The sequence below is a fragment of the Curtobacterium sp. MCJR17_020 genome, assembly GCF_003234365.2.
Classification (GTDB): domain Bacteria; phylum Actinomycetota; class Actinomycetes; order Actinomycetales; family Microbacteriaceae; genus Curtobacterium.
Map to the genome: position 1 here is coordinate 3,683,872 of NZ_CP126260.1, position 18,649 is coordinate 3,702,520.

Below are 18,649 nucleotides of genomic sequence, written 5' to 3' on the forward strand. Positions count from 1 at the left end.
CAGAGCGCGGCTACCCTCGAACCGATGTCCCTCCCGCCCGACGACCGTCAGCAGCCCGACCCGTCCGACCCGTCCCGTGAACCGCGCCACGCGGCTCCCGTGACGGCCGGGGTCAGCCCGGGCAGCACCTTCGCGCCCATCAGCCTGCGGCCGGCGGTCGACGTCGACGCCGTGCACCAGCGTCTGCGCGACCTCGGTCAGAGCCGCAGCACCGAGGCGCTCGCGGAACGCGCCGAGCTGCTCCGTCTGCTCGGCCGTCTCGACGAGTCCCTCGTCGTCGCGGAGGAGGTCTTCCGCCTCGCGATGTTCACGGGCGAACGCCAGGACAAGGTCGCCGCCCGGATCCGGCGCGCGCACATCCTGCACGACCTCGGGCGCCACGAGCGTGCCGCGACCGAGGCCGCCCTGGCCCGCGACACCGCAGCCACCGAGGAGTGGCCGGAGCTCGAGGGTGCCGCCGCCGAGATCGAGGGCTGGTCGCTGTTCGAGAACGACCGTTTCGAGGAGGCCCGCGCCGCACTGTCCCGCGCCTACCAGGCCTTCCGTCAGGCCGGAGCCCCGTCCGAGCGCACCGACGCCCTGCGCACCGCGGTCGAGGCGGCGATGCGTGCCTCGATCACGCATCCCGCCGAACCCGCCGACAAGCCACGGACGGCCCGCGAGGTCGCCGCCCGCCGCGCGGAGGACGACGAACCGACCATGCGCGTCGCCGAGCCGGTCAAGCAGGTGCCGCCGATCCGCCGCCGGGTGCTCGGGGCGCCGGACGCCGCGCGCACCGAGGCCGACGACATCTGGGGACGGATCGCCGCCCGGGCAGCCAAGAAGGGCCAGGCCGACCCCCGCGCCGACCAGTGACCGCACTCGAGACGGTCCGCTCCCGTGCCGAGGCACTCATCACCCAGCACCTCGGCGCGGGCTCATGGGCCTTCGGGTTCGACCACGCGAAGACCCGGGCAGGACAGTGCGACTTCGCCCGGAAGCGCATCACCGTCAGCCGGCACCTGGCGACACGGTTCTCGGACGACGACGTCGAGCAGGTCCTGCTGCACGAGGTCGCCCACGCCCTCGCCGGCGCTCGTGCGGGCCACGGCCCGAAGTGGAAGCGGACCGCGGCCGCCATCGGGTACACGGGGTCGCGGCTGCACGACGGTCCGATCGCCAGCGAGCTCGCACCGTGGATCGGGACCTGTCCCGCCGGACACGAGCACTTCCGCTACCGGACGCCCACCCGCCAGCTCGCCTGCGCCCGGTGCTCCCGCCGGTTCGATGCGCGCAACGCCATCGTCTGGCGGCGCCGGAGCGAGGCTGACACCCCGTCAACGGTGGCCTCGACTACCGCATGAGTCCGTCCGCGCTCGGAGGCGCGCCGGTAACCCGTTAGCCTGGACGGATGCACACGGGGCAGCACATCCGCACGGACGCCGGATCCACATGGTTCTTCGACGCCGGTCGGATCGCCCTGGACTTCGCGCACACCGGCGGGTTCGCCGACGACCCGGACGGCCGGCGTCCCCGATCGCAGCTCGGTGAGCTGCTCGCGAGCCCGGCGGACCTGGACGAGTGGCTCAGCGACCACACCGAACCGATCGACGTCGGGGCGAGCGCGCGCGAGCTGCAGGACGCCCGCGCGCTCCGCGCGGCGATCGCCCGACTCGCCGTCGCCGCGGCCCCCGGCCCGGCGACCACCGCGGCCGAGCGCACCGCCGTCGCGGCGGGCCTGCGTGCCGGGACCGGCCGCACGCGCCCCGCGCCCGACGACATCGACACCGTCAACCTGTTCGCCGCCCTGCCGGACGTGCCCCCGAGCCTCCCGGGTGGCCGACGCCGTGCGGGAGCCAACCGCGTCCGCCTGGCCCAGGCACTGTCCAGCGTCGCGCGCGACGCCGTCGCGCTGTTCACCGAGGTCGGCTTCGACGACGTCGAGGCCGACGGCCGGCCGACGCGTCTGAGCCGCTGCTCGGCGGACGACTGCGCGCTGGTCTTCTACGACTCCTCGCGGGGCGGGACGCGCCGCTGGTGCTCGATGCAGCGCTGTGGGAACCGCGCAAAGGTCCGCGCGCACCGCGCTCGGCGCGCAGCGGTCTGACCACCCTCCAATCAGCCGACAAGGCAGCGCGAAAAAAAAGATTCGGCGCACCGAATTCTCTGGCATGCTGGTCCCGTGACCGACACCGCCGCCGCCAGGACCACCGAGCAGCCCTCCGGCACGCCGCGCCGCCGCGCCGCGGGCCTCACCCTGCTCGGCCCGGCGTTCGTGGCGGCCATCGCCTACGTCGACCCCGGCAACGTGGCGGCCAACCTCACCGCCGGGGCGAAGTACGGCTACCTGCTCCTCTGGGTCCTGGTCGCCGCGAACGCCAGCGCCGTGGTCGTGCAGTACCTGTCCGCCAAGCTCGGCGTCGTCACGGGCAAGTCCCTGCCGGAGCACCTCGGCCTGCGGATGCGTCGCACCCCGAGACTGCTGTTCTGGGGGCAGGCCGAGATCGTCGCGGCCGCGACCGACATCGCCGAGGTGATCGGCGGCGCACTCGCCCTGCACCTGCTCTTCGGCCTGCCGCTCGTCGCTGGCGGGCTCATCACGGGCGTGGTCTCGATGCTCCTGCTGACCCTGCACAGCCGCCGCGGGACCCGCACCTTCGAGGCCGTCGTCACGGCGATGCTCGCGATCCTGACCGTCGGCTTCTGCGCCGGGCTGCTCTTCGCGCAGGTCTCCCCCGCCCAGCTCGTCAGCGGCCTGGTGCCGCGGTTCGAGGGCTCCGAGTCGGTGATGCTCGCGGCGTCGATGCTCGGCGCGACGGTCATGCCGCACGCGGTGTACCTGCACTCGGCGCTCGCGCGCGACCGGCACGGCGACGTACCCGCCGGCCCGGAGCGCCGCCGCGTGCTCGTCGCGACCCGGTGGGACGTCGGCCTCGCGCTCGTGGTCGCCGGCGGCGTGAACATCTGCATGCTCGTCCTGGCCGCGGCGACGCTGCCCGGCGTCGCCGGCACCGACTCGATCCCCGGTGCCCAGCGGGCGATCGCCGACCACGTCGGGCCCGTCGTCGGGGTGCTCTTCGCGGTCGGGCTGCTGGCGTCCGGACTGGCCTCGACCTCGGTCGGCTGCATGGCCGGCGCCGAGATCATGAAGGGGCTGCTGCACGTCCGGATCCCGCTCGTGGCGCGGCGCGTGATCACCCTGGTGCCGGCGATCGTGCTGCTCGCGATCGGTGCCGACGCGACGATGCTGCTGGTGGTGAGCCAGGTGGTGCTGAGCTTCGGGATCGCGTTCGCGATCGTCCCGCTGGTCGTCTACACGTCGCGCCGCAGCATCATGGGCACGGACGTGAACGCCGCGACCACCCGCGTGGTGGCGTGGGTGATCGCGGCGGTCATCGTGGCGCTCAACGTCGCGCTGATCGTGCTCACGCTGACGCAGTGAGCGCCGAGACGACGGTCGTCATTCGACGACCGTGACGTCCTTCCAGAACGCGACGTAGCCCGAGTAGTCCTTGCCGACGCGGTCGAACGACGACGGGATCGGCGTCGGGTAGGACCACGCGCGGTCCTGCAGCGCCTGTCCGTCCACGTTCACCGTGAAGTACTGGGTGTCGCCCTTCCACGGGCAGTGGTACTGGGTGGGGCTCTCGGTGAAGAGCTCGGACTTCACGCTCGACGGCGGGAAGTACCAGTTGCCCTCGATCTTGATGAGGTCCTCTTCCGGGGCCTCCGCGATCACCGTGTCGCCGACGACTGCCTTCATGCGTTGCTCCTTCGCTCGCTGGTGCCGGACGGCCTGGGCGGCGCTCCGGTCCCTGTCCGCCCGAACGCTACGCCCGGCCCCGCGATTCCCGCAGGACGACGAGGTCCGGTCCGACGGCGAGCGCCGCGTGCGCCTGCTCGCGACCGAGGACGGCCGCGCTCTCGGACGCCGTGACCAGGTGCTTCACCGCGCGCCGGAGCCCGGTGTACGCCGCGCAGGCCGCGGCGGCCTCCGGCGAGGTGTGGTCGATCCCGACCGCGGCGAGTGCGTCGACGACGGCGCCGGCGGCGAGCAGGTCCTCGACGGCGAAGTCCGGTGCGTCGGGCACGTCGACGGTCTCGCCCGCGGCCTCGGCCGCGTCGTCCAGTGCTCCGGGATGGTGCAGCCCGGCGGCGACGACCGCGACGACGCACCGGTCGCCGCGATCGGCCTGGAGGCCCGTCACCCGTTCCGCGATCGCACTCGCGTTGCCGAGGTGGCCGAGCACGACCTCCGGACCGTCCGGCAGCTGGGCGGTCGCGTTCCGCAGCGCGCGGCGCTGCGCCGCCGCGTCCGGCGAGCTCGGCAGGACGTCCACCCAGACGACGAGGTGTGCGCCGTGGACGATGCGTGCCGCACCACCGGTGCCCCACGCGAACCGGACCTGGTACTGCTCCTGGGTGCGTTCTGCCACGTCCGTCACGATAGCCGCCCGGACGATGCTGTCCCTCTCCACAGGGTGGCCGTCCCGACAGGCTCCACCATGGTCGACGACCGTAGGATGCACTTCCATGGAGATCGCCCCCGCGCCCACCCTGACCGGCGACCGTGTGACGCTCGAGCCCCTGTCGCAGGAGCACGCGGACGACCTGCGGGCAGCGGTGACCGACGGCGATCTGTGGCGCACCTGGTACACCTCGGTGCCCGCGCCGGCCCAGGTCGAGGACGAGATCGACCGCCGCCTCGCCGAGCACGAGGCCGGCCGCATGGTGCCCTTCGCGGTGCGGGACCGCCCGACCGGTCGCGTGGTCGGTTCGACGACCTTCATGAACATCGACCCGGGCAACCGGCACGTCGAGATCGGCAGCACCTTCCTGGCGAAGTCGGCGCAGCGGTCGGGCATCAACACCGAGGCGAAGCTGCTGATGCTGTCCCACGCGTTCGAGGCCTGGCAGTGCATCGCGGTGGAGTTCCGCACGCACTGGCACAACCACCAGTCCCGCGCCGCGATCGCCGGTCTGGGCGCCAAGCAGGACGGCGTGCTGCGGAACCACTCGATCGGCCGCGACGGCACGCTCCGCGACACCGTGGTGTTCTCGATCATCGCCTCGGAGTGGCCGGCGGTCCGGCTGTCCCTGGCCGAGCGGCTCCGGCGGCACGACCGCGCCGAGGGGTCGCGCCGCCGGTCCGCCCGGCACGCCTGACCGTCAGAGCGTGTGACGGACCGTCCGGTCGCCCAGTGGCTGGACCGGACGCGCGTTCTCGACGTGCGCTGCCTCGAGGTCGGCGAGCTGGTCGGCGCCGAGCTCGATCGGGTCCTCGAGCACGATCCACCGCACCCCCTCGGTGCACGGCGGCGTGGTGAGCGAGCCCTCGTAGGTCGCGAAGGAGCGCGACGCAGGCAGCATCGCCTCGACGTCCACGGTGCTCTCGCGACCCGCCCCTGCCGTCGCCCCGGCGAGGTAGCTCTCGTACGCCGGGTTGTGCGCGCCCCGCTCGGCGAGGACCCCGACGACGGTCAGGGCTCCGCGGTCGTCGGCGTGCACGAAGTGGAACTCCGCGTCGGCCGGCTCGCCGTCGACGGTGTGCTCCGAGCCCGCGTGGAAGTGCATCTGGACCAGGTCGAGTTCCTCGCCGGCGACGGTCGTCGAGGCGCCGTCGTCAGCGGTGAACTGCACGGTGTGCCCGTTGTCCGCCGTCAGCCCCCGGACAGCACCCGAGCCCACGAGGTCGAGGTCGGCGCCACCGCGAGCTGCCGGCAGGTCGATCGGGGACTGCCGCTCGCCGGTGCCGCAGGTGCCGTACTCGTCAGCGAGAGCGCCCCAGCGCTCCGGTGACCCGGCGCCCTCGTACGACCACGACGTGCCGGCGTCGTGCGGGTCGGCCTCGGGAGGTGTTCCGGCCGCGCAGCCGGCGAGGAGGAGGACGGCTGGGGCGGCGAGCAGGGGGAGGCGGTGGTGAGTGGTTCGCATGCTGTCCACACTCACATACTCGTATTTCACATTTGCCGAGTGTGGTCGTCAGCCGCGAGCGTAGGGTCCTGGGCATGCACGTCGGCATCCGGATCGTCCTCGATGCGCCGGTCGACGCCGTGCGCGATGCCCTGCTGTCCCCGTCCGTGATGGTCGCGGTGACGAAGCCGTTCCTGGTGTACCGCTCGCGCAGCCCCGAGGGGTTCCCGGAGCGGTGGGAACCGGGGCACCCGCACCCGATCACCGCGAGTGCGTTCGGCCTGCTTCCGAGCGGCGACACGCACGTCGACCTCGACCTGTACGAGATCGACGGCGTCCCCGTGCAGCGTGACAACGGCGGCGGCACGAGCGGGCTGTTCGGCCGCATGACGATGCGCCACCGGATGGCGGTCGCGCCGGCTCCTGGCGACCGGACGCTGCTCATCGACCGCCTGACCTACCGGATGCGGCCGTGGGCCCTCGGCGCACTGCTGTGGCCGGGGATGTGGGTCATCTGGCAGTGGCGGGCGTACCGGATGCGTGCGCTCGCGCCCACCTGGCGGACGGATGCTGCCTGACCGAGGCGAGTCGGGCCTCCCGTCCACCGCGGAGCGGGCGTAGCCTCGACCACGTGAGCCAGACGCGCCCCCAGGAGCCGACGACCGACGACCGTGTGCGCAGCACGCTGGCGACCGTGGACTGGCGGCGCATGACGTTCGACCTGTACCGCCGTGTCCGTGCGACGCCGGACCCCCAGACGGCGCACGCACTGTGGCGGGAGACCCGCGACGCGATGTTCGCGGAGCACCCCGCGTCGCCGCTCCTGGACGAGGACGCCCGCGACTTCGAGTCGCTGCCCGTTCCGGACTACGACCCCGCCTGGCGGTTCCAGATGCCCATCGAACCGGCCGAGCCCGCCGAGTTCGACTACGAGACCGGAACCGACGGCACCGTGCACTTCGACCGCCTCGGCGTCGTGACGGTCCCGGGCGTCGGGACGCTCGACGTCTGGTCGCACGGCGGCTACGCGGGCGGGCTGTTCGTCCCCGTGAAGGACTCCAGCGCCGGCAAGGCCCGCGGCACGTACGGCGGCGGACGCTACCTGCTCGACACCATCAAGGGTTCGGACCTGGGCGGCGACGACGCCGACTCGCTCGTGCTGGACTTCAACTTCGCGTACAACCCGTCGTGCGCGTACGACCCGGCGTGGGCGTGTCCGCTCGCGCCTCCGGGCAACACCGTGCCGGTGCCGATCCCGGTCGGCGAGCAGTACGACTTCTAGGGTGGAACGCATGGCAGGACTGGTCGCACTCGACGCCGGCGGACGCGTGCCGCCCTTCGAGCAGGTCCGCTCGCAGATCGCGGCGCAGATCGGCGCGGGGTACCTCGTCGACGGCGAACGGCTGCCGAGCGTGCGGGGGCTGGCCGACGAGCTCGGGCTGGCGGCCGGCACGGTCGCGAAGGCCTACCAGCTGCTCGAGGAGGCCGGGCTCGTGCACACCGCGCGTGGTGCCGGTACTCGGGTGGTGCGGCCGGCCGAGGTGCCCGACGCGGTCGCCGACGCCGCACGTGCGCTCGCAGCCGCTGCCCGCGCGGCGGGTCTGTCGGCCGACCAGGCGGCCACCGCGCTCAAGGACGCCTGGCCCGCGTAGGCGCGGGGCTTCGGGGGCGTACCTGGTGCTTCCGGGCGTACCTGGTCGGAAGTTCCGGCCCGGTACGCCCGATTCGACGTTCCATCGCGGGCGTTCTGGGAAGGAACCCGCGCTCAGCAGTGCTCGAAGACGTAGGCGTCGTCCTTCGGGGTCACCAGGTCGCGGTCGCGCAGGATCGTCATGGCCGGGCGGCTCTTCAGCCCGCACACCGAGCCCCACGAGCGCTCGAGGGTGTCCGCGTACTCGATGTCGATGACCCGCTTGCCGTAGGCCTTCGTGTACGCCGAGCACTCCCGGTACTGCACGCACTCCTCGGCCACGACGAAGTCGAACCCGGTCTGCTTCCGGCCGGAGGCCCCGAGCTGCGGCGTGTTCTTCTGCCCGACGGCCAGGCCGTGGCGGTGCCCGGTGTCGACGAGTGACTTGGCGAGCGCCAGGTTGCCGGCGCGCGTGAGCCGCTTCCCGCTCCGGGTCCACGAGTCGAGGTTGTCGAACTCGACCGCGTCGAACCCGCGGTCGCCGCAGCGGGCGATGGACTTCGCGAGCACCTTCGTGATGAGCGCGCGCTTCGCCGCCGTCCGGGTGTCGAGGAGCATCTCGTCCGGCCAGCCCGGGTCGGACACCGGCTTGCCGGCCCGGTCGCGCAGGATCGCCGACGGGTACGACTTCGTCCACGTGCGGGCGGACTCGGGCTGCGTCTGGAACCCGTTGACGTAGCAGATGTCGTACTTGCCCTTCGCGGCCTTCGCGGTGCTGTCCCGCTCGACGATCGTCACACCGGACGGCGGCGTGTAGGAGCCGCCGAGCTGGTAGTCCGGGCGCCCCGAGGTCGGCAGGTTGCGGTAGCTCGCCGCAGCGCTGGTCGGAGCAGCCTCGGCGCAGCCGGCCGTGCCGAGGACGGCCACCAGGGCCATCGCGGTGGTGATCAGGACGGTTCGCGTACGCACCCGGGAATCCTCGCATGCGCACGGCGAACGGACCGGTCCTGGGTTCTGCGGGGTCCACACGCTATGCTGGTGGTACTCGAGACGCCGATCGTCTCGTGCGTCGTACGGACGCCCCGAACTCCCGACCACGTTCCACTGATCCTCTGGTCGATGATCGAGCACCTCCCGAAGGTGCCCAGGCTTCTCTGCTGCGGCGACTGCGCCAGCCACCTCTGTTGGCGCGCATCCCGCCCGCGCGCTGCCTCAGAGCGCGCCCACAGCCGGTCTCATCCGGCTCGAAAGGTCACCATGACCACCAATGACCTCCGTTTCTCCGACCTCGGCGTCCCCGCGCCGATGGTCGCCGTCCTCGCCGACCAGGGCAAGGAGACCGCGTTCCCGATCCAGGAGGACACGCTCCCCGACTCCCTGCAGGGCAAGGACGTCCTCGGCCGCGGCCGCACCGGCTCCGGCAAGACGATCGCGTTCGCGATCCCGCTCGTCGCCCGCCTCGCCGCCAGTGGCCGCAAGCGCCGCGCCGGCCGCCCGCGCGCCCTGGTGCTCGCCCCCACCCGTGAGCTCGCGACCCAGATCGACGTCGCCCTCGCCCCGCTCGCGAAGGCCATGGGCCTCAACACCACGACCATCTTCGGTGGCGTCGGACAGGGCCGTCAGGTCGACGCCCTGCGCGGCGGCGTGGACGTCGTCGTGGCGTGCCCTGGCCGTCTCGCCGACCTCATGCAGCAGGGCCACGTCAACCTCGGTGACATCGAGGTGACGGTCCTCGACGAGGCCGACCACATGGCCGACATGGGCTTCCTGCCCGGCGTGACCAAGATCATGCAGGCGACGCCCGAGCAGGGGCAGCGTCTGCTGTTCTCCGCCACGCTCGACAACGGCGTGGACAAACTCGTCAAGAAGTTCCTGCACAACCCGGTGATGCACTCCGTCGACGAGGCGAACAGCCCCGTCGAGGCGATGACCCACCACCTGTTCGAGGTCGCCGACGCCGACGCGAAGAAGCACCTCGTGAGCACCCTCGCCTCGGGCAACGGTCGCCGCATCCTCTTCATGCGCACCAAGCACCACGCCAAGCGCCTCGCCAAGCAGCTCAGCAGCCAGGGGATCCCGGCCGTCGACCTGCAGGGCAACCTGTCGCAGGGCGCCCGTGAGCGGAACCTGGCGAAGTTCTCGTCCGGCGAGGCCCTCGTCCTCGTCGCCACCGACGTCGCCGCCCGTGGTGTGCACGTCGACAACGTCGAGCTCGTCGTGCACGTCGACCCGCCCACCGAGCACAAGGCGTACCTGCACCGCTCGGGCCGCACCGCCCGTGCCGGTTCGTCCGGTGACGTCGTCACGGTGACGATGCCCGCCGAGCGTCGCGACGTCGCGCAGATGATGCGTGCCGCAGCGATCAAGGTCACCCCGCAGCAGGTCACCGCGACCTCGCCGGCGGTCACCACGCTCGTCGGCGAGGTCGCCCCGATCCGCCACGTCGCCGAGGACCAGCCCGCGCAGCAGCAGCGTCAGCCGAAGCAGCGCTCCGCCGATTCCGCCGGTGACCGTGGTCGTCGTGGTCGCGGCGGCCGTCCGGGAGGCTCGGGTCAGCCCGCGCGTGCCGGCTCGGCTTCCGAGTCCGTCGGTTCGGCCGGGGGCCGTCAGGGCCGTCCGGCTCGCGGCGCACGTTCCGAGGGCACCGGGCGCTCCGCCGCCGCGAGCGCGGGCTCGACGGGTGGTCGCCGCAGCGGCGGCAGCCGTCGCGCCGGCAGCGACACCGTGCGCGGTGGGTCCTCTGCCGTATGGTCCTCGGACGGTGGCTACGCCGCGGGCCGTGGAGCCGGCCAGGAGTCGGGCGGGGGCCGTCGTGGCTCGTCGCGCCGTGCCTCCCGTCCGGCCGGCGCTGCCGACCGCCACTGACCTGTCGACCCGGCCCGCGCTGACCAGCGGGGGACAACCTTGGCGGCGCCTGCGAAGCGGGCGCCCCCGGGGCGTAGGTTCTCCTTCACCGGATGCCGCGCAAGCGGCTGACGGGGAAACGTCCGCTGTTGGAAGGAGTGCCTATGGCTGGGATCGAAGACATCAAGAACGCCGCTGAGAAGGCGGCAGGCAAGGTCAAGGAGGCCGTCGGGAACGCGACGGACAACGACCACCTCAAGGCTGAGGGCAAGACCGATCAGGTCAAGGCCGACACCAAGCAGGCGGGTACGAACGTCAAGGACGCCGCTTCCGGCGTCGCCGACAGCCTCAAGAGCGACCGCGACACGAAGTAACAAGCCGGTCAAGCACCGCGCTGCGAAGCCCCCGGATCCGATCGGATCCGGGGGCTTCGTCGTGTTCAGGTGCTTCGTGTCCGGGTGCTTCGTGTCCGGGTGCTTTGTGTCCGGGCTCCGGGCCGGTCGCTACATGAGCGCGCCGACCGACGCGAGGCCCGCGCGCAGCAGGGCGCCGCGGCCACCCTCCATGTCGTCGGCGACGCCGTCCGACGCGGCTTCCATCGGGGTCATCCAGGTGAGCTCGAGGGCGTCCTGCCGGGGCTCGCACGTGCCCGTCACCGGGACGACGTAGGCCAGGGAGATCGCGTGCTGCCGCTCGTCGGTGTACACCGAGGCGCCGGGCAGCGGGAAGTACTCGGCGACCGTGAACGGCGTCGGGCTCGAGGGCAGCTGCGGGAACGCCATCGGGCCGAGGTCCTTCTCGAGGTGACGGAAGAGCGCCGTGCGGATGGACTCGCCGAACATCACGCGACCGGACACCAGGGTGCGGACGATCGAGCCACTCGGGGCCACGCGCAGGAGCACCCCGACCTCGGTCACGACGCCGAGCCCGTCGGTGCGGACGGGGATCGCCTCGACGTAGCAGATGGGGAGTCGACGACGCGCGTTGGCGAGTTCCTCGTCGGACAGCCAGCCGGAGTCGGGGTCGGGGGTTTGCAACGAGGCCATGCACCGTGTCTACCAGGGACGGCGTCGAGTTCGGCGGAAGGCGCGGGACTTGGGGATGGTTAGCGTTGTCCACATGATCGATGCAGACCTGGTGCAGTGGACCCGTCCCGCGGAAGAACGCGCAGGGACACCGCTGCTCGTGACCATGCACGGGGTGGGGTCGAACGAACGCGACCTGCTCGGACTCGCCCCCGCGCTGCCGGCGGCCTGGACGATGGCGTCACTGCGGGCACCGATGCCGTGGGGCCAGGGGTTCAGCTGGTACCCGCTCGGGACGCCGGGCTCCCCCGCACTCGAGCCCGTCGACGCCGCGGTCGCCGAGGTGCTCGCGTGGGTCGACTCCGTCGCCGCCGACCACCCGCGGATCGGGTTGCTCGGGTTCTCGCAGGGCGGGTCGATGGCGCTGCAGCTGCTGCGTGCACGGCCCGCAGCGTTCGCGTTCGCGGTGTCGCTGTCCGGGTTCGTGGTGCCGGGGGTGACGGACTCGCGTGACGTGGCCGTCGCCGCCGTCCGCCCGCGGGTGTTCCTCGGACACGGCGACCTCGACCCGGTGATCCCGGCCGAGGCCACCGCGCGGACGCAGGCGTGGGCGGCGGCGAACACCACCGTGACGGACCGGACGTACCAGGGCCTGCCGCACGCGGTGTCGGCAGCGGAGCTGTCGGACGTCGCGGCGTTCATGGACGGCGCGTAGGAGCCCCGAGACTCGGGCTCGGCGACATCACTCGCGCTCGCGAGCGCGAGTGATGCCGCTCAGGCCGAGTCTCGCGGTGGGCGGGACCAGACGATCGACGGGAGGCACGGTGCCAGCTGGCACCGTGCCTCCCGTTCGTGGGTTCCGACGTCAGTCGGCGAGGATCTGCAGCAGGTCCTTGCGGAGCTGGTCGACCTTGGCGGTGGCGGCCTTGGCCTGGTCCTCCGTCGCGGTCGTCCGGTACATCTGCAGGACGCCCATGGTCTTCCGGAGCGCCTCGAAGAACTCGCGCTGCGCGTCCGGGATCCCGGGGGCCGCGTCGAGTGCCGCTGCGATCTCGTCGGCCTTCGCCTCGGCCTCGGCCTTGCCGGCGTCGGTGAGCTCGAAGAGCGTCTTGCGGCCGTCGCCCGACGAGACCACGAGGTCTTCGTCGACGAGCTGCTGGAGCGTCGGGTAGACCGAGCCGGGGCTCGGCTTCCAGGCGCCGCCGGTGCGCTCGGCGATGGTCTTGATCACGGCGTAGCCGTTCTGCGGCCCCTCGGCCAGCAGGCCGAGGATCGCGAGGCGGACGTCACCGCGGCGGCGGCGTTCGCGGCCGAAGCCGGGTCCGCCGAAGCCACCGAAGCCGGGGCCGAAGCCCATGCCCGGCCCGAAGCCCGGGCCGAAGCCACGGCCGCCGCGGCCGCCGTGCTCGTGGTCACCGCGGTCGCGGCCGGGGAAGCCGGCGCCGTGGTGCTGCCGCGCGCCGCCGAAACGGGGGCCGCGCGGGTGGTGGTTGCTGTCGTTGTCGTTGTGCATGGGGCGCATGGTGCGTCCTTCCTTGTTGCTGAGTCGGCTCGCGATCGGTCTGACTGGTTTCGTCTTCGTCGTATCGCGATGTGTTTACGATAGATCGCTAACTGTCGTCTTGTCAAGGGGTACTCCCCGCTCGGCCTGCTGTCGGTGGTGACGGGCAGGATGGGACGGACCATGACGGACGTCTTCGAGCGCTTCTCCCCCGCGACCGCGGAGTGGTTCCGTGGTGCGTTCGACGCCCCCACCCCGGCACAGGCGGGCGCGTGGGACGCCATCTCGACGGGGCAGCACGCACTCGTCATCGCGCCGACCGGCTCCGGCAAGACCCTCGCCTCGTTCCTGTGGTCCATCGACCGGCTCATCAGCGCGACCGACCGGCCCCCGGCCAAGCAGCGCACGCGGGTCCTGTACGTCTCGCCGCTCAAGGCCCTCGGCGTCGACGTCGAGCGGAACCTGCGCAGCCCGCTCGTCGGCATCACGCAGACGGCCCGGCGGCTCGGCACCGAACCACCCGAGGTCACCGTCGGGGTGCGCAGTGGCGACACCCCGTCGTCGGACCGGCAGAAGCTGCTCCGCCAGCCGCCGGACATCCTCATCACGACGCCGGAGTCGCTGTACCTCATGCTCACCTCGCAGGCGCGCGAGACCCTGGTGAACGTCGACACCGTCATCGTGGACGAGGTGCACGCCGTCGCGTCGACCAAGCGCGGGGCACACCTGGCCGTTTCGCTCGAACGGCTCGACGACCTGCTCGACAAGCCGGTGCAGCGCATCGGGTTGTCCGCGACGGTCCGGCCGCCGGAAGAGGTCGCGCGGTTCCTCGGGGGTCGGGCGCCGGTGACGATCATCGCCCCGCCGGCGCAGAAGACCTTCGACCTGCGGGTCGTCGTGCCGGTCGACGACATGGCCGAGCTCGGTGCTCCGCCGGTCGGTGCGGACGCGTCCGACGCGCCCTCGAACGGCTCGATCTGGCCGCACGTCGAAGAGCGCGTGGTCGACCTCATCGAGGAGCACCGGTCGACGATCGTGTTCGCGAACTCGCGGCGCCTGGCCGAGCGACTCACCGCGCGGCTGAACGAGATCCACGAAGAGCGCGTCCTCGCTTCGGCGGCTCCGGCTTCGGCCGCGATGGGCGATGCGCTGGTGCCGGCGGGTGTCTCGCCGGCCGACGACGGGCTGCCGGTGGCGCGGGGTCGCCCGCAGTCGCCCGCGCGGACCTCGGCGCACGCGGTCGCGCCCCAGGGCACGAAGCGGCCGCCCGCGCAGGTGATCGGCGCATCCGGGCAGACCGGTGGCGGCGGCTCCGACACCGCGGTGCCCGTGCTCGCCCGCGCCCACCACGGCTCGGTGTCGAAGGACCAGCGCGCCATCATCGAGGACGACCTGAAGTCCGGTCGGCTGCGGTGCGTGGTCGCGACGAGCTCGCTCGAGCTCGGGATCGACATGGGCGAGGTGGACCTCGTCGTCCAGGTCGAGGCACCGCCCTCGGTCGCGAGCGGCCTGCAGCGCGTCGGCCGTGCCGGGCACCAGGTGGGCGAGATCTCCCGCGGGGTGCTCTTCCCGAAGCACCGCGCCGACCTCGTGAACAGTGCGGTCACGGTGGAACGGATGGTCACGGGGCAGATCGAGTCGATCTCGGTGCCGGCGAACCCCCTCGACGTCCTGGCGCAGCACACGGTCGCGGCCGGGGCGATCGACACCGTCGACGTCGAGCACTGGTTCGACCTGGTCCGACGCAGCGCCCCGTTCAGCGGCCTGCCCCGCTCGGCGTTCGACGCCACGCTCGACCTGGTGACCGGACGGTACCCGAGCGACGAGTTCGCCGAACTCCGCCCGCGGCTGGTGTGGGACCGCGTGCACGGCACCCTGACCGGACGCCCCGGCGCCCAGCGGCTCGCGGTGACGAGCGGCGGCACGATCCCGGACCGCGGGATGTTCGGCGTGTTCATGGTCGGCGAGAAGGCGTCGCGCGTCGGCGAGCTGGACGAGGAGATGGTCTACGAGTCGCGCGTCGGCGACGTCTTCGCCCTCGGCGCGACGAGCTGGCGGATCGAGGAGATCACCCACGACCGGGTCATCGTGAGCCCGGCCTTCGGACAGCCCGGTCGGGTGCCGTTCTGGAAGGGTGACGGCATCGGCCGCCCCGCCGAACTCGGTCGCGCGACGGGGGCGTTCGTGCGCGAGGTCGAGGGCGCCTCGGACGACGACGCCCGAGCCCGGGTCGCCGCCGGCGGTCTCGACGAGCGTGCCGTCACGAACCTGCTGACCTTCCTGCGCGACCAGCGCGCGGCCACCGGTCACGTCCCCAACGACACCACGCTCGTGGTCGAGCGCTTCCGCGACGAACTCGGCGACTGGCGGCTCATCCTGCACTCGCCGTACGGCATGCAGGTGCACGCGCCGTGGGCCCTGGCGGTCGCGGCACGGCTGCGTGAACGCCACGGCATCGACGGCGACGCGATGGCCGCCGACGACGGCATCGTGGTGCGCATCCCCGAGACCGACGCCGAACCGCCGGGTGCCGACCTGTTCGTGTTCGAGCGCGACGACCTCGAGGCACTCGTCACGGACGAGGTCGGTGGCTCGGCGCTGTTCGCCGCGCGGTTCCGCGAGTGTGCGGCGCGCGCCCTGCTGCTGCCCCGTCGGAACCCCGGGCAGCGATCGCCCCTGTGGCAGCAGCGACAGCGGGCCTCGCAGCTGCTCGAGGTGGCCCGGAAGTACCCGTCGTTCCCGATCGTGCTCGAGACCGTGCGCGAAGTGCTGCAGGACGTCTACGACGTCCCCGCCCTGCTCGGCATCGCCGACGAGATCGCCGGCCGCCGGATCCGCCTGGTCGAGACCGAGACCGAGACGCCGTCCCCGTTCGCCCGGTCGATCCTGTTCGGGTACGTCGCCGCGTTCATGTACGAGGGCGATTCCCCGCTCGCCGAGCGCCGAGCCGCGGCACTGTCGCTCGACTCGACCCTGCTCGGCGAACTGCTCGGCCGCGCCGAACTGCGGGAGCTGCTCGACCCGGCGGTCATCGCCTCGGTGGAACAGGATCTGCAGCGGCTGTCGCCGGACCGCCGGGCGCGCGACGCCGAGGGGCTGGTCGACGTGCTGCGGCTCGTCGGCGCGCTCGACCTCGACGAAGCCGTCGACCGGAGCTGGCTGGCGGCGTCGGACGACCGCTCCGCCGCTGCGACCGAGGTACAGACCGTGCTCACCGCGCTCGAGCGCGACCGCCGCGTCCTGTCGTTCTCGCACGCCGGGTCCACCCGCTGGGCCGTCATCGAGGACGCCTCGCGCCTGCGTGACGCCCTCGGGGTCCCGCTGCCGATCGGCGTGCCGACCGCGTTCGTCGAACCCGTCGCCGACCCGCTCGGTGACCTGGTCGGCCGCTACGCCCGGTCGCACGGGCCGTTCTCGGCGCAGGAGGCCGCGGGGCGCCTCGGCCTCGGGGTCGCCGTCGTGCAGGACACCCTGCGCCGTCTGGTCGCCGACCGGCGTGTGGTCGAGGGCGAGTTCCGCCCGGATCGGCAGGGCGCCGAGTGGTGCGACGCCGAGGTCCTGCGCCGGATCCGCACGAAGTCCCTCGCCGCGCTCCGCCACGAGGTCGAGCCGGTGTCGCCGGACACGCTCGCGCGCTTCCTGCCCGCCTGGCAGCACGTGCAGACCCCCGGCGCCCGCGGCGGCCTGCGCGGGGTCGACGGGGTCCTGCAGGTGATCGACCAGCTCGCCGGCGTCGCCCTGCCCGCCAGCGCCTGGGAGACCCTGGTGCTGCCCGCGCGGGTGACCGACTACTCCACGAACATGCTCGACGAGCTCACCGCCACCGGCGAGGTCCTGTGGTCCGGCGGCGGGACCCTGCCCGGCAACGACGGGTGGGTGCGCCTGCACCTCGCCGAGACGGCATCGACGACGCTCGCCGAGCCCTCCGGCGACGAGACCACCGAGCTGCAGCGCGACGTGCTCGGTGCCCTGGCCGGCGGCGGCGCGTACTTCTTCCGCCAGCTCGGGCAGGCCGTCGGCAGCACCGACGACCCGGCCCTGACGACGGCGCTGTGGGACCTCGTCTGGGCCGGACAGATCACGAACGACACGTTCGCTCCGCTCCGCTCGATGCTCGGCGGCAAGGCGAAGAGCAGCAGCGCCCCGCGGGCTCGTGCGTACCGCGGGCGCCGACGTCCGACGATGCCGACGCAGTCCGGCCCGCCATCCGTCGGCGGTCGCTGGTCCCTGCTCCCCCTGGCCGAGTCCGACTCGACCGTGCGGGCCGCGGCGACCGCCGAGCAGCTGCTCGAGCGCTACGGGGTCGTCACCCGCGGGGCCGTCCAGGTCGAGGGGGTCCGGGGTGGGTTCGCGGGCGTGTACCGGGTGCTCTCGCGGTTCGAGGAGTCCGGGCGGGCGCGGCGCGGCTACTTCATCGAGGGACTCGGGGCAGCACAGTTCGCCACGGGCCCGACCATCGACCGGCTGCGGACCTACGCCCGTGACCTCGACGACGACGAACGCGTCGACCCGGACCGGAAGCGTGAGGCACTGACCCTGGCCGCGACCGACCCCGCGAACCCGTACGGAGCATCGCTGCCCTGGCCGTCCGACGACCGCGCGGCGGCCGACACGGACGACACGGGTGCCGACGCCGCAGCACCGGCAGCGCCGGCGACCTCGGCCGCAGCCACCACCGGCTCCCGCGGCCACCGGCCCGGGCGCAAGGCCGGAGCGCTCGTCACCACCGTCGACGGCCGGCTCGCGGTGTACGTCGAGCGGGGCGGCAAGTCGGTGCTGACCTTCACCGACGACCCCGCCGACCTGGCCGTCGCAGCGGCGTCGATCGCGGGCATCGTGCGCACCGGGCTGCGGAAGCTCGCGGTCGAGCGCGTCGACGGCGAGTTCGTGCTCGGTACCCCGCTCGGCACCGCGCTGGGCGACGCCGGGTTCACCGCCACACCGCAGGGACTCCGGCTCCGTGCCTGAGGGCGACACCGTCTACCGGGCGGCGCACCGGCTGCACACGGCGCTCGCGGGCAAGGTCCTGACCCGGAGCGACTTCCGGGTGCCCGCGTTCGCGACCGTCGACCTGGTCGGTCGCACCGTCGACGAGGTCGTACCCCGTGGCAAGCACCTGCTGCACCGGATCGGGGACCTGACCGTGCACTCCCACCTGAAGATGGAGGGGCGGTGGGACGTCTACGCCCCCGGTGAGCGCTGGCGACGTCCGGCGCACCAGGCACGGGCGATCCTCGACGCCGAGGACGTCTCGACCGTCGGGTTCACGCTCGGGGTGCTCGAGGTCATCCCCCGCGACCAGGAGTCCGAGGTCGTCGGACACCTCGGCCCGGACCTGCTCGGGCCCGACTGGGACGCCGACCTGGCACTCGAGAACCTGACGCGGGATCCTGCACGTCCGGTCGGGCTTGCCTTGCTCGACCAGCGGGTGCTCGCCGGCCTCGGCAACGTCTACCGCAACGAGCTCTGCTTCCTGCGCGGGGTCCTGCCGACCCGCCCGGTGGCCGAGGTGCACGACGCCAGCCGGACGATCGCCCTGGCGAGCCGACTCATCCTGGCGAACCGGGACCGCAGCCACCGGGTGACGACGGGGATCGACCGCCCGGGGCGTCGGTTCTGGGTCTACGGACGCGCGGGCAAGCCGTGTCTGCGGTGCGGCACCCGGATCCGGCGAGGAGACCTCGGTGACTCGGAGCTCACCCTGCGGGACACCTACTGGTGCCCGCGCTGCCAGACCTGAGCCGCGGGCGCAGGGAG

General features: G+C 72.8%; 19 protein-coding genes. 13 read left to right on the top strand and 6 right to left on the bottom strand.

The window, feature by feature from the left end; genetic code table 11:
• Nucleotides 1-24: 24 nt before the first annotated feature.
• The 4 genes from DEJ14_RS17575 (at nt 25) to DEJ14_RS17590 (ending at nt 3,421) form a co-directional block, all read left to right on the top strand.
• Complete coding sequence (locus DEJ14_RS17575; RefSeq protein WP_111083497.1) at nt 25-855, top strand: hypothetical protein; 831 nt, start codon at nt 25-27, stop codon at nt 853-855.
• On the top strand, nt 852-1,343 hold the full coding sequence (locus DEJ14_RS17580; protein ID WP_111083498.1) for a SprT-like domain-containing protein: 492 nt from the start codon (nt 852-854) through the stop codon (nt 1,341-1,343). Before DEJ14_RS17575 ends, DEJ14_RS17580 begins: the two co-directional genes overlap by 4 nt.
• A 47-nt stretch (nt 1,344-1,390) precedes the next feature.
• Nucleotides 1,391-2,086 (top strand): CGNR zinc finger domain-containing protein, encoded by a 696-nt coding sequence (locus DEJ14_RS17585; protein WP_111083499.1) that lies wholly within the window; start codon nt 1,391-1,393, stop codon nt 2,084-2,086.
• A gap of 75 nt (nt 2,087-2,161) precedes the next feature.
• Nucleotides 2,162-3,421 (top strand): Nramp family divalent metal transporter, encoded by a 1,260-nt coding sequence (locus DEJ14_RS17590; protein WP_111083500.1) that lies wholly within the window; start codon nt 2,162-2,164, stop codon nt 3,419-3,421.
• An 18-nt stretch (nt 3,422-3,439) separates the two neighbouring features.
• On the opposite strand, the gene DEJ14_RS17595 is transcribed toward DEJ14_RS17590, so the two are convergent.
• Both DEJ14_RS17595 and DEJ14_RS17600 read right to left on the bottom strand, forming a co-directional pair.
• On the bottom strand, nt 3,440-3,742 hold the full coding sequence (locus DEJ14_RS17595; protein ID WP_111083501.1) for a DUF427 domain-containing protein: 303 nt from the start codon (nt 3,740-3,742) through the stop codon (nt 3,440-3,442).
• 67 nt (nt 3,743-3,809) lie between these two features.
• On the bottom strand, nt 3,810-4,415 hold the full coding sequence (locus DEJ14_RS17600; protein WP_258373126.1) for a hypothetical protein: 606 nt from the start codon (nt 4,413-4,415) through the stop codon (nt 3,810-3,812).
• 97 nt (nt 4,416-4,512) lie between these two features.
• On the opposite strand from DEJ14_RS17600, the gene DEJ14_RS17605 reads away from it, so the two are divergent.
• On the top strand, nt 4,513-5,145 hold the full coding sequence (locus DEJ14_RS17605; protein WP_111083502.1) for a GNAT family N-acetyltransferase: 633 nt from the start codon (nt 4,513-4,515) through the stop codon (nt 5,143-5,145).
• A 3-nt stretch (nt 5,146-5,148) separates the two neighbouring features.
• On the opposite strand, the gene DEJ14_RS17610 is transcribed toward DEJ14_RS17605, so the two are convergent.
• Nucleotides 5,149-5,913 carry a carbonic anhydrase gene (locus tag DEJ14_RS17610; protein ID WP_146249646.1) on the bottom strand — a complete coding sequence of 255 codons (765 nt, stop codon included), beginning with the start codon at nt 5,911-5,913 and terminating at the stop codon, nt 5,149-5,151.
• A 74-nt stretch (nt 5,914-5,987) separates the two neighbouring features.
• On the opposite strand from DEJ14_RS17610, the gene DEJ14_RS17615 reads away from it, so the two are divergent.
• The 3 genes from DEJ14_RS17615 to DEJ14_RS17625 all read left to right on the top strand — a co-directional run bounded on the left by DEJ14_RS17615 (nt 5,988) and on the right by DEJ14_RS17625 (nt 7,544).
• Nucleotides 5,988-6,470: a hypothetical protein gene (locus DEJ14_RS17615; RefSeq protein WP_111083504.1), complete on the top strand. Its 483-nt coding sequence runs from the start codon at nt 5,988-5,990 to the stop codon at nt 6,468-6,470.
• A gap of 131 nt (nt 6,471-6,601) precedes the next feature.
• A complete protein-coding gene (locus DEJ14_RS17620; RefSeq protein WP_111083817.1) occupies nt 6,602-7,174 on the top strand; it encodes a DUF1684 domain-containing protein in 573 nt (190 codons plus the stop codon).
• A 10-nt stretch (nt 7,175-7,184) separates the two neighbouring features.
• The gene (locus DEJ14_RS17625) at nt 7,185-7,544 is read left to right on the top strand and encodes a GntR family transcriptional regulator (protein ID WP_165901018.1); all 360 of its coding nucleotides are present in this window, start codon (nt 7,185-7,187) and stop codon (nt 7,542-7,544) included.
• 113 nt (nt 7,545-7,657) lie between these two features.
• Here the strand turns inward: DEJ14_RS17625 and DEJ14_RS17630 are convergent, their stop codons facing one another.
• Nucleotides 7,658-8,491 carry an endo alpha-1,4 polygalactosaminidase gene (locus DEJ14_RS17630; RefSeq protein ID WP_111083506.1) on the bottom strand — a complete coding sequence of 278 codons (834 nt, stop codon included), beginning with the start codon at nt 8,489-8,491 and terminating at the stop codon, nt 7,658-7,660.
• Nucleotides 8,492-8,779: 288 nt separating this feature from the next.
• Between DEJ14_RS17630 and DEJ14_RS17635 the strand changes: the two genes are divergently transcribed.
• Nucleotides 8,780-10,387, top strand: coding sequence for a DEAD/DEAH box helicase (locus DEJ14_RS17635; RefSeq protein ID WP_111083507.1), 1,608 nt, complete (start codon nt 8,780-8,782; stop codon nt 10,385-10,387).
• A gap of 143 nt (nt 10,388-10,530) precedes the next feature.
• The gene (locus tag DEJ14_RS17640; protein WP_111083508.1) at nt 10,531-10,740 is read left to right on the top strand and encodes a CsbD family protein; all 210 of its coding nucleotides are present in this window, start codon (nt 10,531-10,533) and stop codon (nt 10,738-10,740) included.
• A gap of 129 nt (nt 10,741-10,869) precedes the next feature.
• Here the strand turns inward: DEJ14_RS17640 and DEJ14_RS17645 are convergent, their stop codons facing one another.
• The gene (locus DEJ14_RS17645) at nt 10,870-11,412 is read right to left on the bottom strand and encodes an NUDIX hydrolase family protein (RefSeq protein ID WP_111083509.1); all 543 of its coding nucleotides are present in this window, start codon (nt 11,410-11,412) and stop codon (nt 10,870-10,872) included.
• Between the two features lie 73 nt (nt 11,413-11,485).
• Between DEJ14_RS17645 and DEJ14_RS17650 the strand changes: the two genes are divergently transcribed.
• A complete protein-coding gene (locus tag DEJ14_RS17650; RefSeq protein ID WP_181437358.1) occupies nt 11,486-12,106 on the top strand; it encodes an alpha/beta hydrolase in 621 nt (206 codons plus the stop codon).
• Between the two features lie 150 nt (nt 12,107-12,256).
• On the opposite strand, the gene DEJ14_RS17655 is transcribed toward DEJ14_RS17650, so the two are convergent.
• A complete protein-coding gene (locus DEJ14_RS17655; RefSeq protein ID WP_235035855.1) occupies nt 12,257-12,904 on the bottom strand; it encodes a PadR family transcriptional regulator in 648 nt (215 codons plus the stop codon).
• Between the two features lie 171 nt (nt 12,905-13,075).
• Here DEJ14_RS17655 and DEJ14_RS17660 point away from each other — a divergent pair, with 171 nt between their 5' ends.
• Nucleotides 13,076-17,860 carry an Lhr family ATP-dependent helicase gene (locus DEJ14_RS17660; RefSeq protein ID WP_111083511.1) on the top strand — a complete coding sequence of 1,595 codons (4,785 nt, stop codon included), beginning with the start codon at nt 13,076-13,078 and terminating at the stop codon, nt 17,858-17,860.
• The gene (locus DEJ14_RS17665; RefSeq protein ID WP_111083512.1) at nt 17,853-18,632 is read left to right on the top strand and encodes an Fpg/Nei family DNA glycosylase; all 780 of its coding nucleotides are present in this window, start codon (nt 17,853-17,855) and stop codon (nt 18,630-18,632) included. Before DEJ14_RS17660 ends, DEJ14_RS17665 begins: the two co-directional genes overlap by 8 nt.
• Nucleotides 18,633-18,649: the final 17 nt, after the last annotated feature.